This is a genomic window from Flavobacterium sp. CF136, from assembly GCF_000282055.1.
Taxonomy (GTDB): domain Bacteria; phylum Bacteroidota; class Bacteroidia; order Flavobacteriales; family Flavobacteriaceae; genus Flavobacterium.
Map to the genome: position 1 here is coordinate 33,688 of NZ_AKJZ01000005.1, position 17,224 is coordinate 50,911.

The following is a 17,224-nucleotide window of genomic DNA, read 5'->3' on the forward strand; positions in this document are numbered from 1 at the left end:
AAAATTGCAGGTTTCAAGTTTATGAAACTCTGTTCATATAAAAAATCCGAATCTTAAATATTTTAAGATTCGGATTTTGTTTTTTACCCAGTTCCGGAACAAAACTTGAAACCTGAAACTTGAAACCTTTTTTAAGCCTGAAACTTCAAAGGCAAATGCACCACTTTTTTGGTTTCAAAAAATTCATCTTCAAAAATTGTCGATAAATCATATAAGGTTGCTTTAGGAAAATCTTTTAATTCTTCGGTTAAATCGCCTCCTTTTAAATATAGAATTCCGTTTTTTAAGGTGTGTTTGTGCTGTTTTTTGATTTTATCATGAATCCAGGACACAAAATCAGGCATATTGGTTACAGCACGACTTACAATAAAATCGAAATCTCCTTTTACCAATTCGGCACGCTTCTGTTCTGCTTTTACATTTTTTAATTCCAAGGCATCTACAACGCCTTGCACTACTTTTATTTTTTTTGCAATAACATCAATCAGATAAAAACGGGTTTCCGGAAAAAGAATCGCCAACGGAATCCCGGGAAATCCTCCACCTGTTCCAACATCCAGAACAGTTGCCCCTGGTTCGAACTTCATGATTTTTGCAATTCCAAGTGAATGCAAAATGTGTTTTGTATATAAGGCATCAATGTCTTTTCTTGAAATAACATTGATTTTTTCATTCCAATCATGATATAAAAAGTCTAATTTTTGAAATTGTTCGATTTGAATGTCGGTCAAATCAGGAAAATATTTCAGAATCTCATCCATTGCTGTAATTTTTTAACAAAAGTAATACTTTACGATTGAAATATTTAACTCAATTTTGCAAATTGAAAATTTATAATAATTACCTTTGAAAACTATTTAAATTAATTATGAATAACACTGCGCCTACATTTGCAAAGCAAGACAATCTGAAGTTCTTCAGAACACTTAACTCACGGGTAAACACATACTTTAAGGAGAACAACATTCAGAAAACCGGAAATTGGAAATTGCATCTAAAAGCGATTATTCTTTTTACGGTTTTCCTCACTCCTTATTTTTTAATTCTGGCTCTTGATACAATGCCGTTTTGGGCACAATTATTATTGAATATCGTCATGGGAATCGGAATGGCGGGAATCGGAATGAACGTTATGCATGATGGCAACCACGGTTCATATTCCTCTAAATCATGGATTAATAAAATTATGGGCGGAACTATTTATGTTTTAGCCGGAAATGTTCACAACTGGCAGGTACAACATAATGTATTACACCATACTTATACCAACATTCACGGGCACGATGAGGATCTTGATGCCGGAAGAATCATTCGTTTTACGCAAAATGCAGAATGGCATCGCTTTCATAAATTTCAACATTATTATTCCTTTTTCTTATATGGGTTATTAACTTTTAATTGGTCTTTGACAACCGATTTCAAGCAAATGAAAAACTACCTGAAAAGAAAATTGTCTTACGGAACACCTCAAAGTCCAACTAAACTCTGGACAGTTTTGGTAATCACAAAAATAATTTACATTTTAATCTGGATGGTTTTACCAATGGTTTTAGGAGTAACATGGTGGAAAGTCGTTATTGGTTTTTTTGTGATGCATTACGTTGCAGGATTAATTTTAAGTATTGTTTTTCAATTGGCACATGTTGTTGAGGAAACTTCAAATCCGGTTCCTAATGAAGAAGGGGAAATCGAAAATACATGGGCTATTCATCAATTGTACACCACCGCTAATTTTGCACCGAAAAACAAAATAGTAAACTGGTTTACCGGAGGATTAAATCATCAGATTGAACATCATATATTCCCAAATATCAGCCACGTTCATTACGGAAAAATAGCTGAAATTGTAAAACAAACAGCCAAAGAGTGTAATTTACCTTATTATGAATTCAAAACAATGAGGAGCGCTGTTTGGGCACATTACAAGCATCTGAAAGATCTTGGAATGAAACCTGAATTATCACTTTAAACTAAAAAATCTATTAATAATTAACCTTCCTTAGTTTCAACTTGAAATTAAGGACAATCAAAATTTTTATAATGAACCATATTCTTTCAGACAGAATTAACAATTTAGCTACTTCGCAGACTTTAGCGATGGCTGCATTAGCTCGTGAGTTAAAAGCACAAGGAAAAGATATTATCAGTTTAAGTTTAGGTGAGCCTGACTTTAATACCCCTGACTTTATTAAAGAGGCTGCAAAAAAAGCTATCGATGAAAATTACAGTACATATTCTCCGGTAGATGGATATCAGGATTTAAAAGAGGCTATCTGCAGAAAATTCAAAAGAGACAATGGTTTAGAATACAAACCATCACAAATTGTAGTTTCTACAGGGGCAAAACAATCTTTATACAACATTGCACAAGTAATGCTGAATGATGGTGACGAGGTTATTTTACCTGCACCTTACTGGGTTTCTTATTTCGAAATTGTAAAACTTTCCGGCGGAGTTCCTGTTGAGGTGCCAACGTCTGTAGATACAGATTTCAAAATTACACCGGAACAATTAGAAGCAGCCATCACACCAAAAACAAAAATGATGTGGTTCAGTTCACCTTGTAACCCATCTGGATCTGTTTATAGCAGAGAAGAGTTAACAGCTCTTGCAAAAGTGTTGGAGAAATACCCAAATATATATGTAGTAGCTGACGAAATTTATGAGCATATCAATTTCTCAGGAACTTTCTGCAGTATCGGTTCAATCCCTGGAATGTTAGAAAAAACAGTTACTGTAAACGGAGTTGCAAAAGCATTCGCAATGACAGGATACAGAATTGGTTACATCGGAGCTCCGGAATTTATCGCAAAAGCGTGTACAAAAATTCAGGGACAGGTAACTTCAGGAGCAAATTCTGTAGCGCAGCGTGCTACTATTACTGCCGTAGATGCTGACCCAAGCGTATTAAACCATATGGTTCAGGCTTTCCACAGCCGCAGAGATTTGGTTGTTGGATTATTAAAAGAAATCCCAGGTGTAAAAATCAACGTTCCGGAAGGTGCATTTTATGTTTTTCCTGACGTTTCTTCTTTCTTCGGAAAAACATTAAAAGGAACTGAAATTAAAGATGCAAACGATTTATCAATGTATCTTTTAGCAGAAGCAAACGTAGCAACCGTAACAGGTGACGCTTTCGGAAATCCGGACTGTATCCGTTTCTCTTACGCAACAAGCGAAGATATTTTAAAAGAAGCATTACGCAGAATCAAAGAAGCTTTGGCTTAGTCAAGATTCAAATTATATATATGAAGCTTCAGGAAATTCCTGAAGCTTTTTTTATGGCGTGCCCCAAGGGTCGGGCTATTCACTACAAGTCCTCGCACTTCCTTTGTCAGGCTGTGGGCTTTTCGTTACTATCCCTCACGCAAAACGGCAAGCAGAGATTGTCATTTCAAAGAAATATGATATCTCAAAGTTCCTATTCTAAAAATATTGTAAATAACCAGCATAATTCTGTAAAACAGAAGGCTTTATAAAATCCCATCTTTGTATTATTAATATTTTAAAAAATTACATCATGATACATACAGATGAAACTACAAAAGAAACAGTCAGTACATTAGAAGGATTAATCTCTATTTTGGAAGATGGAAAACTAGGATATACAAATGCCGCTGAACATGTAGAAAACCCGGCTATTAAAGCTGATTTTTTAGAATATGCCCGCGAACGTGCGCTTTTTATTGTAGAAATACAAGATGAAATCAACAAACTGGGAAAATCAACCGATACTTCCGGCGGAGGGCCATTGGGAGCTTTACACCGTACCTGGATTGATATTAAATCATCATTCACCGGTGGTGATACCGAAGCAATTATTAATGCCTGCATTACCGGAGAAGAAGCCGCTATTGAAAAATACAAAATGGCATTAGAAAAAAACGAACTTGAACTCAATCAGATCGCTGTTGTTTCGAAACACTTAAATAGTATCGAAAATACATTAGCAAAAATTAAAGCTAAAAAATTGTCTTAATACATAAAGTGTTTTTATTAAAAATGCTTCAGGAATAACCCTGGAGCATTTTTTCGTTATATACAAATATGGGGCCTCTGTAAAAAGCACTATCTCACTAAGTTAACACTTGTTAAAATTTAACAAAACAGATTCTTTTTATTGTTTTTTGATTGTTTATTTTATGTATTTTCATACAACTAACCAATCTATCAGAACCATTATGAACAAAAAAATCAGAACCGGATTATTCAAAAAGACGTACTTTTTATTTCTAATTTTATTTGGAATATCCACTCAAATGTATGCGCAACGTACTGTTGAAAAACTCAATCATGGCTTGATAGCCATTCGTTTAAATCCGAATCAGGTCTATGTAGGCTGGAGAATGCTGGGTACCGAACCAACAGATGTAAGTTATAACTTGTATTACAATGATGTAAAAGTTGCTGAAAGTCCTTTTGCAACCACCACGAACTTCACTCACAATATCACTACTGACGGAAGTTATTCTGTTCGTGCTATTATTAATGGTGTCGAAGAAACAACTACTGAAACCGCTGTGGTATGGGCCAATCAATATTTAGATATTGCGATGCAAATACCTCCTGACGGAACCACTCCAAATGGACTTAGCTATACGTATAGCGTAAATGATTGCAGCGTTGGGGATGTAGATGGCGATGGACAGTATGAAATATTTGTAAAATGGGATCCATCCAACTCTCAGGACAACTCAATAGAAGGCTATACCGGAAATGTATTTATTGATTGCTACCGTTTAGACGGAATACGCCTTTGGAGAATTGACTTAGGGAAAAACATTCGTGCCGGTGCACATTATACCCAGTTTATGGTCTATGATTTAGACTCAGATGGTAAAGCCGAAATGGCATGCAAAACAGCTGATGGTACTATAGATGGAACAGGTGCTGTCATTGGATCGGCTACTGCAGATTACAGAATTGCTACTGCCGGAAAAACTTTGGGACGTATTTTATCAGGCCCTGAGTTTTTAACTATTTTTAATGGGGAAACAGGGAAAGCAATGGCTTCAACTGATTATTTACCGGCACGCGGAACTGTTTCTTCCTGGGGAGACAGTTATGGCAACCGTGTAGATCGTTTTATTGCTGCCGTAGCCTATCTTGATGGTTCAAAACCAAGTTTGATTATGGGTCGCGGATACTACACAAGACTGGTTCGCGTGGCTTGGGACTGGCGAAACAACACCCTTTCACAACGATGGATCTTTGATAGTAACAATACTGGAAATTCTTCTGTTGCAGGCATGGGTAATCATCAAATGACTGTTGGAGATGTAGATGGTGATGGCAAAGACGAAATATTTAACGGCTCCAGTGGTATTGATGACGATGGCACAAAATTATACGCTAACAGCTTGGGACACGGAGATGCTTTACACATGAGTGACATGGATCCTGATCGTCCAGGACAAGAAATATGGCAATGTCTGGAAGAACCGGCCAAGTATAAAACTAATGGGATGGTTTTTTTAGATGCTCAGACAGGAGTACCATTATGGGGATTGAATGGAGAAGGAATTGACATTGGGCGTGCGAATGCAGCTGATATAGACCCTCGTTATAAAGGATACGAGTGTTGGGGCTCCAGAGGTGGATTATTTGATTGCAAAGGAAATAACCTCAGCGCTAAAAGACCTTCAATTAATTTTTCTGTTTGGTGGGATGCTGATTTGAACAGGGAACTATTAGATTCCAATAAAATTGACAAATGGGATTATATCAATTTTAAAAGTGTCAATTTGCTTACCGCCACAGATTATGCTTCAAACAATACCACTAAAGCAACACCGTGTCTGAGTGCTGACCTTTTTGGGGACTGGCGTGAAGAAGTTGTCCTTCGAAAAACAAATAACACTTCAATTCGAATTTACACAACTAATATTCCTACTACGCATAAATTATATACTTTAATGCACGACACACAATACAGAGTAGCAATTGCCTGGCAAAACTCTGCTTATAATCAACCGCCTCATCCAAGCTATTATCTGGGAACAGATATGGCAGCACAAACACAACCCAATGTAGTTACAACAGATATAACCCTAGCTGTCAATGATTTTTCAAAGAAAGCACCTTCGGTAGGCGCTGTTGTCTATCCAAATCCTGCAAGTCAAACTTTCACCATTGTAGCCGAGGGCAAATTCACTTACACTATCCATAACATTCTTGGAGAAAAAACAGGATTCGGAGAAGGAGAAAACCAAACTGAAGCAGGAACAATTTCTACCAAACCGGGAGTATATATTATTACTGTAAAATCTGAGAAAGGGACCTCATCCATCAAACTGATTAAAGAATAAATAACATTTTAATTTGCAACATTAAAAGCTCCAAGAAATCATGGAGCTTTTTTCACATTTACCATCCTGTAAAACAACAACTTATTTAAACATTTGTAATGTTTTTTTTATATTTTTAACAAATGATATATAAATCAGATTTATTAAACACCCTTCATTTGAACTTATAAAATCAATTTATAAACAGAGCTATACTTCGTTGAAAGTAATTATATTGAATATTATCAATGCAAATAACTAACCATTAACAAAATACGACTTTAAAATTTTAACAAAAACATTATATCAAATTAATTATGGAAGCAGATTTAAAATTAAAATTAGAGCAACTACATCAAAGAGTTGATTCATTGAAAGATCAAATTAATACTGAAGAAGCAACAAAAAATGCTTTCGTAATGCCGTTCATTCAAATATTAGGTTACGATATTTTTAATCCTACTGAAGTTATTCCCGAATTTATTTGTGACATAGGAACAAAAAAAGGTGAAAAAATAGACTATGTAATTAAAAAAGATGGTGATCCAATTTTAATAATAGAATGTAAACATTGGAAAGAAAATACAGACGCTCATAATTCCCAACTACATAGATATTATCATGTATCAAAATCTCGATTTGGAGTTTTAACAAATGGACATACCTATAATTTTTACGCAGACTTAGAGAAGCCTAATATAATGGATGAGAAACCTTTCTTCACATTAGATTTAGCTAACCTTTCAGATTCCAGCTTAAAAATCCTTGAAAATTTCACCAAGAACAGCTATAATTTGGAAAATATTTTAGATTCTGCAGAGGGCCTAAAATATATTAAAGCAATACGTAATGAGTTTGAAAAAGAATTACAAAATCCTTCTGACGAAATAGTAAAACTTTTGGTTAATAGATTTTTTGACAAACCTTTAATTGCCTCAAGATTGATCGCTTTTAGAGAATACACCAAAAAAGCATTTTCAAACTCTATAAATGAATCAATAAATTTTAGACTTAAAAATGCGCTTAATATTAACGAATCAATTCCTTCGAAAGAAAAACAACAATTATCTTCAGTAGACGAAAGTGTAGATTATCCAAAATTTATAACAACACAAGAAGAGATTGAAGGTTCACAAATTATCAAGGCAATTTTAAGAGAATCTATTCCATCAAATAGAATTTTCTTTAGAGATACCCAATCTTATTTCGGAATTTTATTAGATGATAATAATAGAAAACCACTTTGTAGGTTACATTTTAATTCATCAAATAAATATGTCGAACTATTTAATAATGGTAAAGATAATGGAGAAAAAAAATTACTAGAAAGCCTTGACGACATTTACAAATACAAAATAGAATTATTAACTACATTCAAAAACTATGAATAAACTATTACTAATTAAAATCAAAACCTTAACCAACATCATTCCATATTACCCAACTATTTCAAAAAAAGTCACTTCAGTATTAGTAAACTCGAATTATTTATAAGAACTTTGCAAACTTTTTTGCTTGAATACTGCAAAAACCTAAAGTCTTAGAAATGAAGAAGAAAATTGAAATATTAGCTCCTGCTAAAGATTTAATTGGAGGAATGGCCGCCATAAATAGTGGAGCCGATGCCGTTTATATTGGCGCACCGCAATTTGGCGCACGTTCAAACGCTAACAACTCAATTGAAGATGTTGCGGCTTTGGTACAATATGCACATTTATTTAATGCTCAGGTTTTTGTGGTAATGAATACCATTTTGTACGACAACGAACTCGAAACCTGTCGTAAAATGATTTATGAATTATACGATATTGGCGTAGACGCCCTGATTATTCAGGATATGGCGATTATGGAAATGGAACTCCCTCCTATCGTACTTCACGCCAGTACACAAGCTAATAATCGTGACGCTGATAAAATTAAATTCCTAAAAGATGCAGGAATCAAACGTGTGGTTTTAGCCCGCGAATTAAACTTGCATCAAATTAAGACAATCTACGACGAAGCAGATGTTGAATTAGAATTTTTCGTTACCGGAGCTTTATGCGTTTCGTTTAGCGGAAACTGTTATATGAGTGTAGCTAACGGAGAACGCAGCGCCAATCGTGGTTCCTGCGCTCAAAACTGCCGTCTACCTTATAACTTAATCGACGGAAACGGAGAAACTTTAATCAAAAACAGTCACTTGCTTTCTATTAAGGATTTAGATATTTCAGAGCAAATTCCGAATTTGATTGAAGCAGGAATCGTTTCTTTTAAAATTGAAGGACGTCTAAAAGATGTGGTTTACGTTAAAAACAACGTTTCGTATTTACGTCAAAAACTCGACAGCTTTTTAGAAAACGAAGGAAGCGATAAATACATGAAAGCTTCTTCCGGAACATGTACCTATACTTTTGATTCTGCATTAAACAGAACTTTTAACCGTGGTTATACCGATTATTTTGTAAACGAAAGACATGCTTCTATTGGTTCATGGGAAAGCCCAAAATCAAAAGGCCAATATATCGGAAAATTAATCCGAACTGTTGGAAATGCTTACGAAATAGAGAACGGAGAATTGTTAAACAACGGAGACGGTCTTTGTTTTATCAACGAAAATAACGAAGCTGAAGGAATCTATGTAAACAAAGCCGAAAATGGAAAAATATATCCAAACGTTTTAAAAGAAATAAAAGACGGAACTTTTATTTACCGAAATAACGATGCTGCTTTTATCAAAATTGTTGAAAGAGAAGACAGTGCCGTTCGAAAAATCAGCACGACTTTATTGCTTACAGAAAACGAAACAGGTTTTGAATTGATCGCAACCGATGAAGACGGAAATATAAGCATCGTAAATTTAGAACATTCAAAAGAGCAGACTAAAACTGGCGAATCAATCGAAGAAAACATCAAAACTCAATTGGCAAAAACAGGTTTTACACCTTATACGGCCGATGAAATTAACATTATGTTCTCTCAAAACTGGTTCCTTCCTATTTCGAAAATTAACGAAATACGCAGAGCCGTATACGATCAATTGACTCAAATTCGTTTGGCCAACTATAAGCGTGAAGAACACCAATTGGTAAAAACTTCTCATCCGTATCCTGAAACCAAACTGGATTTCATGTACAATGTTTCGAACAAAACGGCTCGTAAATTCTACGAACGTCATGGCGTTACCGAAATCGAAAAAGCATTCGAATTGCAATGGGATCCAGGAAAATCTCGTGTAATGACAACCAAATACTGCATCAAATACGAATTAAAAAAATGCCCAATACACCAAAAAGACATAGTAGGTGTTAAAGTAAAAGAACCATTGGTATTAAAACAAGGCGAGCTGGAATACAAATTAAAATTCAACTGTAAACCCTGCGAAATGGAAATCTGGGAAAAAGATGCTGAATTTGAAATCGAAGAAGATCATTTTCACTAAAAACACAAAACCGATGCTTTTTGAAGTATCGGTTTTTTTATTGTTATTTTATATCATTTGAAAAAACAACTGTCATCCTGAACAGCCAGAAGGCTGATTATACCAAAAGGCTTCGGCTTTTTTTTTATCTGAACAGAAAACATATTTACAAAGTCAAACTACTTTATTAATACAATGAAATCAAACACTTAGAAAGCAACATTCCCTCTTCAGTCTCAATCTCAAGTGGTGGAAAAAATTAGAAGTTAATAAAAAAGACATCTATAATTATCAGATTTCAATATGCAGTTTCTGAGACTGAAAACTGAAACTCCATTTCTTAATTCAGATAAGTGTATTTAACACAGTTAATTTATTGAGTTATTATAAGACGTTATGCACATACCATGAATAAATAATAATTTTTTATCATAAAATCAATAAATAATGTGTAATAAATCTGATTTCTACTCATAAATGACAAAATATTTATTATTAGATTTGCACGATTTTTAAAAGCAACATACAATTAATGTCATGTTGTAATATAGATTTATTTAAAACCCCAAATTTATCAATTTTATGAAAAAATGGAATTTAGTCCTTGTCGGACTGTTACTGCTTTCGCTTACCCGAATGTCAGCACAAGATTATTACATGACTGCACCTATTGGATATGGCAAAGCAGCGACTGGTGGAGGAAATGCGACACCAACTTTAGTAACCAACTTTACCGAATTAAGTAATGCCTTAACAGCATCTGGCCCGGGAGTGATCCTGATACAAGGCTCTATCCAAATCGATTATCTTAGTGTTCTTGCAACGAACAAAACAATTCTTGGGTTACCAGGTTCCAAACTATACACAAATGATCAGACTTCAGGAAAATCAGGTATTTTATATTTTAAGCCAGGCACTAAAAATGTTATCATAAGAAATGTAACATTTGTTGGTCCAGGCGCATATGATTCAGACGGAAGGGACTGCCTTACATTTGATGGCGTTACTGATTGTTGGGTTGACCACTGTGATTTTCAGGACGGAATGGATGGAAATTTTGACAACAAAGGAAACACAGATAACATCACTGTTTCATGGTGTAAATTTAGCTACAATAAAACACCTAAAGCAGGTGGTTCGGGAGGTACAAATGACCATCGTTTTAGCGACTTAATTGGTTCTAGTGCCACTAACTATCCACAAAACACAACTTCAGATACTCAATATAGCATAACATGGCAATATTGCTGGTGGGCTGAAGGTTGTGTGGAGCGTCAGGTACGTGCCAGAAATGCTGAATTACATATGCTTAATTGTTATTGGAATAGTTCTGTTGCCAATAAATGTATTGGTCTGGAAGATGGTAGTAATGGAAAAGGGACACAATGCTATGTCGAAGGAGGTGTTTTTGAAACCCCATCAACAACAAAAAACATTGATGCATCCTATGGTGGCACACCTGATGTTACTGTTGTAGATTGCGTTGGAAACAATTTAGCTAATAATTCATCTACTGTTTCAAAACCCTCTTATTCCTACACGGCTTTGTCTTCATCATTGGTAAAAGCCGCATTAACAGGAAGTTGTGGTGCTGGTGCTACTTTGAATATAACCACTGCTGGTGTCATATCTTCTTCTTGCAATAGTGGTACTCCTGTTGCACCAACATTATCACTTTCATCAGGTTCAACTTCTCAAAGTGTAGCTGTAAATAGTGCTATTTCAAATATTACATATACTTATGGAGGTTCGGCTACCGGAGCTACAGTTACAGGATTACCTGCCGGTGTATCTTATTCCGTTAGCACTTCTGCAAAAACGGTTACTATTAGCGGAACTCCAACTTCAGTTCAATCTGCTGCTTATACTGTTACGACTTCACAATCCAGTGGGAGCGCAGTATCATTATCAGGAACAATTACAACAGTTGCAAATGCTACCTTAGTATTAATAAGTGGCTCAACTAATCAATCCATTGTTTTAGGAAATCCAATCGCAACGATTGTATATACTTATGGAGGTTCAGCTACAGGAGCAGCAGTTACAGGATTACCTGCCGGAGTATCATATTCAGTAGACACATCTGCAAAAACGGTTACTATTAGTGGAACTCCAACTTCAGTTCAATCTGCTGCTTATACTGTTACGACTTCACAATCAAGTGGAAGTGCAGTATCATTATCAGGAACAATTGCAACAGTTGCAGCTGCTAGCTTAACACTAACAAGCGGCTCAACTAATCAATCCATTGTTTTAGGAAATCCAATCGCAACGATTGTATATACTTATGGAGGTTCAGCTACCGGGGCAACAGTTACAGGATTACCTGCCGGGGTATCATATTCAGTAGACACATCGGCAAAAACGGTTACTATTAGCGGAACTCCAACTTCAGTTCAATCTGCTGCTTATACCGTTACGACTTCACAATCAATCGGAAATGCAGCATCATTATCAGGAACAATTACAACAGTTGCAACTGCTACCTTAGCATTTACAAGCGGCTCAACTAATCAATCCATTGCTTTAGGAAATCCAATCGCAACGATTGTATATACTTATGGAGGTTCAGCTACCGGAGCAACAGTTACAGGATTACCTGCCGGGGTATCATATTCAGTAAACACATCGGCAAAAACTGTTACCATTAGTGGAACTCCAACTTCAGCAGTAACAAACGCTGCTTATACCGTTACAACTTCGCAATCAAGCGGAAATGCAGCATCGTTATCAGGAACAATTACGGCAATTGCATCTGTAACATTAGCGGTTCCTGCAAACATTACAGCTTCGGCTACTCAAACTTCAGCAACTATTAATTGGGGTGCTGTAGCCAACGCAACAGGTTATACTGTTAACTTATGCAGCAGCAGCACAACTTTAAGCAATGTAGTAATGTTATTAAATTCTACATCTGCAACATCTGCCGGCGTTTATACTTTAAACACTGGTGATCAATATAAAACCTCGTCAACTATTAGTACATCGAGTGCTTGCAGCCCTGCCGGATACACAAATACATATAGAAGTGGTTCTATTAACGACAATGTCTTAAAATTAGTAAATACTACTCGTGTATCTTCATTAGTGATAGGAGCAAAATCATCTGGCTCAACCGCAAGAAATCTATTAGGTTACACCATAAATGGAGGTACTCAAATTGCTACGGGTATTACTCAATCCAGTGTTGCAACTTGTGGTGAATATGTAATCACCGGCTTAAACCTATTAGCTGGCGATCAAATTGCATTTGTGTTTGATGGTAATGTTCAAATCTCATACTTCATTGCAAAGGTAAGTAGCTCTGGTACCACTACATGTACTGAAACAAATGTTACAGGTACATCATATACTGCAACCGGGCTTTCAGCAAATACATCAATCTCATACCAGGTTAAAGCTACAAGCACTAGTTCTGCATACGTAAACAGTGCATATTCAACTGCTGTAAATATTACAACAAATAATAGCACAACAGCTCGCTATGCTGCTATGGAAACCGAAAATATTTCAAAACCAGAATTTCAATGTTATCCAACACTAGTGGAAAACGAAATACAAATTTCACTTCCGGAAACTGGCAATGCAACAATTACAATTTTTGATCTTACTGGTCATAAATTAATGACCGTTGCAACTAAAGAAAGAAATACAACCTTAGACCTTTCTTCTTTAAAACATGGAGTATATATTGTATCCGTTTTCCAAAACAAAAACTTCGTGCAACGTATTATTAAAAAATAATCAACTAAAAAATTATCCACATCAAAGGCGCTTCTTCGGAGGCGCCTTTTATTTTGAAAAAAAACTCAGCCTTGTTTTAGCTCAACATTAATCTTTGGCTAAAGCTCTTGATTACTCCATTTTATTATTCTGCGAAAGCTGGAAACCATTCAAAATTCCTAACTTTAAAATCTTAAACCGTCAAAAAATAACTATTTTTGTTTACCGAACATTTCAAAATTCAAAAATGAAAATACTACTCCTCGGTTCAGGCGAATTAGGCAAAGAATTTGTCATTGCAGCACAACGAATCGGTCAAACCATAATCGCTGTTGACAGTTACGAAAATGCTCCTGCAATGCAGGTTGCTCACGGTTTTGAAGTCATTAACATGCTCGACGGTGAAGTTCTCGACCGAATCGTAGCCAAACACAAACCCGACTTTATAGTTCCGGAAATAGAAGCCATTCGAACTGAACGCTTTTACGATTACGAAAAACAGGGAATTACCGTAGTTCCTTCTGCAAAAGCGGCCAATTTCACCATGAATCGTAAAGCCATTCGTGATTTAGCTTCAAAAGAACTTGGACTAAAAACTGCTAAATATCAATACGCAACTTCCGCTGAAGAACTGCAAAAAGCCGTTCAGGAAGTTGGAATTCCATGCGTTGTAAAACCTTTAATGTCATCCTCCGGAAAAGGACAATCAACCATTAAAACAGAAGATGACATCGAGAAAGCCTGGCAATATGCCGTTGCTGGTTCACGTGGCGATGTTATTGAAGTTATTGTAGAAGCTTTTGTAGATTTCCATTCGGAGATTACTCTTTTAACGATTACTCAAAATAATAATCCAACGTTGTTTTGTGCGCCAATTGGGCATAGACAGGAACGCGGTGATTATCAGGAAAGCTGGCAGCCGGCAAAAGTTTCCGAAGCCGATTTGCACGAAGCGCAGGATATGGCCGAAAAAATTACCGAAGCACTTGGCGGAGCAGGACTTTTTGGCGTTGAATTTTTTCTGACCAATAATGGTGTCTATTTCTCTGAACTTTCTCCCCGCCCGCACGATACCGGAATGGTAACATTGGCCGGAACTCAGAATTTCAATGAATTCGAATTACATTTACGTGCCATTTTAAGTCTGCCAATTTTCGAAATTACGCTTGAAAAAGCCGGGGCAAGTGCCGTAATTTTAGCTTCAGAAGATTCTGCTAATCCAACTTTTACCGGAATCGAGAAAGTAGCTGCTTTACCAAAAACCGATTTCAGAATCTTCGGAAAACCAACTTCCAGACCTTATCGCAGAATGGGAGTGGTTTTAAGTTATGATTCATTAGCATCTTCAATCGAAGAAGTGGTAGAACGCGCCAAAGCAACATCAAAATTAATAACTGTAAACTCTTAAAAAATGAAAAAATTAGTATTTCTAGTATTGTTATTTGTCGGCATTTCGATGCAGGCCCAAGATAAAAAAAAGATCGAAAAACCTCAAATCGTTGAAGTTTCCTGCGGGGAATGCCAATTTGGAATGGAAGGTAAAAGTTGTGATTTAGCCGTTCGTATTGACGGAAAAACCTATTTTGTTGACGGAACTACAATTCACGATCATGGTGATGCCCATGCCAAAAATGGTTTTTGTAATGCAATCAGAAAAGCTTCTGTTACCGGAGAAATTATCGGAAATCGTTTTAAAGCAACTTCATTTACTTTAATCGCAGAAAAATAATGGCATTGATTCTCGAAAATATTGCCAAACATGTTTCGCTGACTCCGGAAGAACAGACACTTTTTTTATCTAAAACAGAATCTCATACTTACAAAGCCAAAACCATTTTATTGAATGCCGGCGAAGTTTGTAAACATTCGTATTTTGTAAATTCCGGAATTTTAAGAAGTTTCAACATCAATGATAATATTGTCGAGCATGTTCTCGCATTTTCTTGTTCAGGCTGGTGGATGAGCGATATGTACAGTTACTTTTCGCAAAAACCCGGGCAACTATTTATTGAAGTTCTGGAAGATGCAGAAGTAGTCTCACTTTCCAAAGAAAATCAGGAACAATTGTATCTGGAGATTCCAAAATTAGAACGTTTTTTTAGAATATTAATCGAAAATTCATTAGTAGCGAATCAACAAAGATTAATGGATAATTTAAGTTTATCCGCTGAAGAGCGTTTTGAAAAGTTCTGTGCTAAATATCCAACACTGGTTTATAAAGTTCCTCAAAAACAAATCGCTTCTTTTATTGGCGTTACACCTGAGTTTTTCAGCAAAATGAAAGCCAGGCTTTTGAAAAAATAGTCTTTTTATTTTACTGAAACCTAATATTATAATTGGTAAAAGTTTAAAAACCAGTTCAATATAGAACTGGTTTTTTTTAATTGAATTAAAATTGCTCAACCTCAGTAGAATGTTTCATTGCCGTAGTTGTTGATTTACCAATTGTAACCGTATTTTGAACTGCATCAAAATAAGAAGTTCCAACAAATGCCTGATGTTTTACAGCTCTGAATCCGTTTTTCTGCAAAGCAAATTCTCTTTCCTGCAATTCAGAGTAGCCTGCCATACCGCGTTCTTTATACGCTTTAGATAATTCGAACATGCTCGTGTTCAAAGCATGAAAACCTGCTAAAGTGATAAACTGGAATTTGTATCCCATAGCAGCCAGATCTTCTCTAAAAGTTTCCATTTCTTTTACTGATAATTTCGCAGCCCAGTTAAAAGAAGGCGAACAATTGTAAGCCAGCATTTTATCCGGGAATTGTTTTTTCATGGCATCTGCAAACTTTTTAGCATAAACCAAATCAGGATTACTGGTTTCCATCCAAATTAAATCAGCATACGGTGCATAACTCAAACCTCTCGCAATTCCCTGATCGATTCCGCTTTTTACGTAGAAAAAGCCTTCGTTTGTTTTTTCGCCCGTAATAAATTTAGCATCTCTCGGATCGGCATCACTGGTCAGTAAATTAGCGGCATCGGCATCGGTTCTTGCTACTATCAAAGTTGAAACTCCCATAACATCTGAAGCCAAACGCGCGGCAATCAATTTATTAATTGCTTCCTGAGTCGGCACCAAAACCTTTCCTCCCAGATGCCCGCATTTTTTAGCAGAACTTAACTGATCTTCAAAATGAACTCCGGATGCTCCCGCTTCGATCATAGATTTCATTAATTCGAAAGCATTTAAATTTCCTCCAAAACCAGCTTCGGCATCGGCTACAATTGGAACCAGATAATCTTTTTTATCTTCAACTTCATTTACGGTTTGAATTTGATCAGCCCGTAATAAAGCATTATTAATTTTTTTAACCACCATCGGTACACTATTTACCGGATAAAGCGATTGGTCCGGGTACATTTCTCCAGCCAGATTCGCATCGGCAGCTACTTGCCAGCCACTTAAATAAATCGCTTCTAAACCCGCATCAACTTCCTGAATTGCCTGATTTCCGGTTAGCGCTCCCAATCCAGCTACATAATCCTGACTTTTTAACTTTCTCCATAATTTTTGTGCTCCCATTTTGGCAATAGAATGCTCAATTTGATAAGAACCCTGAAGCGTCACCACTTCTGTAGCCGTATAAGGACGTTCAACACCTTTCCATCTCGGGTTCGTAATCCAATCGTTAATCAATTCCTGAATTCTGTCTTCTGTTGTTTTCATAAATAATATAGTTATAAGTGGTTAGTAAAGCATTTTTCTTTTCTTTGAGTTTAAAATTTTAACACATAGAGGCATAGTTTTTCTTTATGGTTAAAGGCATTTCACTTGTCTGAATACACACAGCTATGTGTGAAAATCTAGATT

12 protein-coding genes are annotated in these 17,224 nt (G+C 36.0%); 10 read left to right on the forward strand and 2 right to left on the reverse strand.

The window, feature by feature from the left end; translation table 11 throughout:
• Window positions 1-131: 131 nt before the first annotated feature.
• Window positions 132-761 (reverse strand): 16S rRNA (guanine(527)-N(7))-methyltransferase RsmG, encoded by a 630-nt coding sequence (rsmG, locus tag PMI10_RS00440; RefSeq protein ID WP_007803248.1) that lies wholly within the window; start codon window positions 759-761, stop codon window positions 132-134.
• A gap of 107 nt (window positions 762-868) precedes the next feature.
• Between rsmG and PMI10_RS00445 the strand changes: the two genes are divergently transcribed.
• From PMI10_RS00445 to PMI10_RS00490, 10 genes are all read left to right on the forward strand, one after another.
• Entirely contained in the window at window positions 869-1,969 is a 1,101-nt protein-coding gene (locus PMI10_RS00445; protein ID WP_007803250.1) for a fatty acid desaturase family protein, read from the forward strand.
• Window positions 1,970-2,040: 71 nt separating this feature from the next.
• Window positions 2,041-3,228 (forward strand): pyridoxal phosphate-dependent aminotransferase, encoded by a 1,188-nt coding sequence (locus PMI10_RS00450; protein WP_007803254.1) that lies wholly within the window; start codon window positions 2,041-2,043, stop codon window positions 3,226-3,228.
• 292 nt (window positions 3,229-3,520) lie between these two features.
• Window positions 3,521-3,979 (forward strand): ferritin-like domain-containing protein, encoded by a 459-nt coding sequence (locus PMI10_RS00455; RefSeq protein ID WP_007803256.1) that lies wholly within the window; start codon window positions 3,521-3,523, stop codon window positions 3,977-3,979.
• Between the two features lie 202 nt (window positions 3,980-4,181).
• On the forward strand, window positions 4,182-6,308 hold the full coding sequence (locus PMI10_RS00460; protein WP_157489672.1) for a rhamnogalacturonan lyase family protein: 2,127 nt from the start codon (window positions 4,182-4,184) through the stop codon (window positions 6,306-6,308).
• Between the two features lie 296 nt (window positions 6,309-6,604).
• Window positions 6,605-7,678 (forward strand): type I restriction endonuclease, encoded by a 1,074-nt coding sequence (locus tag PMI10_RS00465; RefSeq protein ID WP_007803260.1) that lies wholly within the window; start codon window positions 6,605-6,607, stop codon window positions 7,676-7,678.
• 155 nt (window positions 7,679-7,833) lie between these two features.
• The gene (locus tag PMI10_RS00470; RefSeq protein WP_007803262.1) at window positions 7,834-9,708 is read left to right on the forward strand and encodes a peptidase U32 family protein; all 1,875 of its coding nucleotides are present in this window, start codon (window positions 7,834-7,836) and stop codon (window positions 9,706-9,708) included.
• Window positions 9,709-10,269: 561 nt separating this feature from the next.
• A complete protein-coding gene (locus PMI10_RS21500; RefSeq protein ID WP_007803264.1) occupies window positions 10,270-13,431 on the forward strand; it encodes a T9SS type A sorting domain-containing protein in 3,162 nt (1,053 codons plus the stop codon).
• Window positions 13,432-13,657: 226 nt separating this feature from the next.
• Complete coding sequence (purT, locus tag PMI10_RS00480; RefSeq protein WP_007803266.1) at window positions 13,658-14,818, forward strand: formate-dependent phosphoribosylglycinamide formyltransferase; 1,161 nt, start codon at window positions 13,658-13,660, stop codon at window positions 14,816-14,818.
• A 3-nt stretch (window positions 14,819-14,821) separates the two neighbouring features.
• On the forward strand, window positions 14,822-15,139 hold the full coding sequence (locus PMI10_RS00485) for a DUF6370 family protein (RefSeq protein WP_007803267.1): 318 nt from the start codon (window positions 14,822-14,824) through the stop codon (window positions 15,137-15,139).
• Entirely contained in the window at window positions 15,139-15,714 is a 576-nt protein-coding gene (locus tag PMI10_RS00490; RefSeq protein WP_007803269.1) for a Crp/Fnr family transcriptional regulator, read from the forward strand. Before PMI10_RS00485 ends, PMI10_RS00490 begins: the two co-directional genes overlap by 1 nt.
• 85 nt (window positions 15,715-15,799) lie before the next feature.
• Here PMI10_RS00490 and aceA read toward each other — a convergent pair whose 3' ends face one another.
• Window positions 15,800-17,080 (reverse strand): isocitrate lyase, encoded by a 1,281-nt coding sequence (aceA, locus tag PMI10_RS00495; protein WP_007803271.1) that lies wholly within the window; start codon window positions 17,078-17,080, stop codon window positions 15,800-15,802.
• Between the last annotated feature and the right edge of the window lie 144 nt (window positions 17,081-17,224).

Bases quoted from the DNA above. Each gene is read 5' to 3' on its own strand.
- rsmG (WP_007803248.1), bottom strand. From the start codon at position 761: ATGGATGAGATTCTGAAATATTTTCCTGATTTGACCGACATTCAAATC.
- PMI10_RS00445 (WP_007803250.1), top strand. From the start codon at position 869: ATGAATAACACTGCGCCTACATTTGCAAAGCAAGACAATCTGAAGTTC.
- PMI10_RS00450 (WP_007803254.1), top strand. From the start codon at position 2,041: ATGAACCATATTCTTTCAGACAGAATTAACAATTTAGCTACTTCGCAG.
- PMI10_RS00455 (WP_007803256.1), top strand. From the start codon at position 3,521: ATGATACATACAGATGAAACTACAAAAGAAACAGTCAGTACATTAGAA.
- PMI10_RS00460 (WP_157489672.1), top strand. From the start codon at position 4,182: ATGAACAAAAAAATCAGAACCGGATTATTCAAAAAGACGTACTTTTTA.
- PMI10_RS00465 (WP_007803260.1), top strand. From the start codon at position 6,605: ATGGAAGCAGATTTAAAATTAAAATTAGAGCAACTACATCAAAGAGTT.
- PMI10_RS00470 (WP_007803262.1), top strand. From the start codon at position 7,834: ATGAAGAAGAAAATTGAAATATTAGCTCCTGCTAAAGATTTAATTGGA.
- PMI10_RS21500 (WP_007803264.1), top strand. From the start codon at position 10,270: ATGAAAAAATGGAATTTAGTCCTTGTCGGACTGTTACTGCTTTCGCTT.
- purT (WP_007803266.1), top strand. From the start codon at position 13,658: ATGAAAATACTACTCCTCGGTTCAGGCGAATTAGGCAAAGAATTTGTC.
- PMI10_RS00485 (WP_007803267.1), top strand. From the start codon at position 14,822: ATGAAAAAATTAGTATTTCTAGTATTGTTATTTGTCGGCATTTCGATG.
- PMI10_RS00490 (WP_007803269.1), top strand. From the start codon at position 15,139: ATGGCATTGATTCTCGAAAATATTGCCAAACATGTTTCGCTGACTCCG.
- aceA (WP_007803271.1), bottom strand. From the start codon at position 17,080: ATGAAAACAACAGAAGACAGAATTCAGGAATTGATTAACGATTGGATT.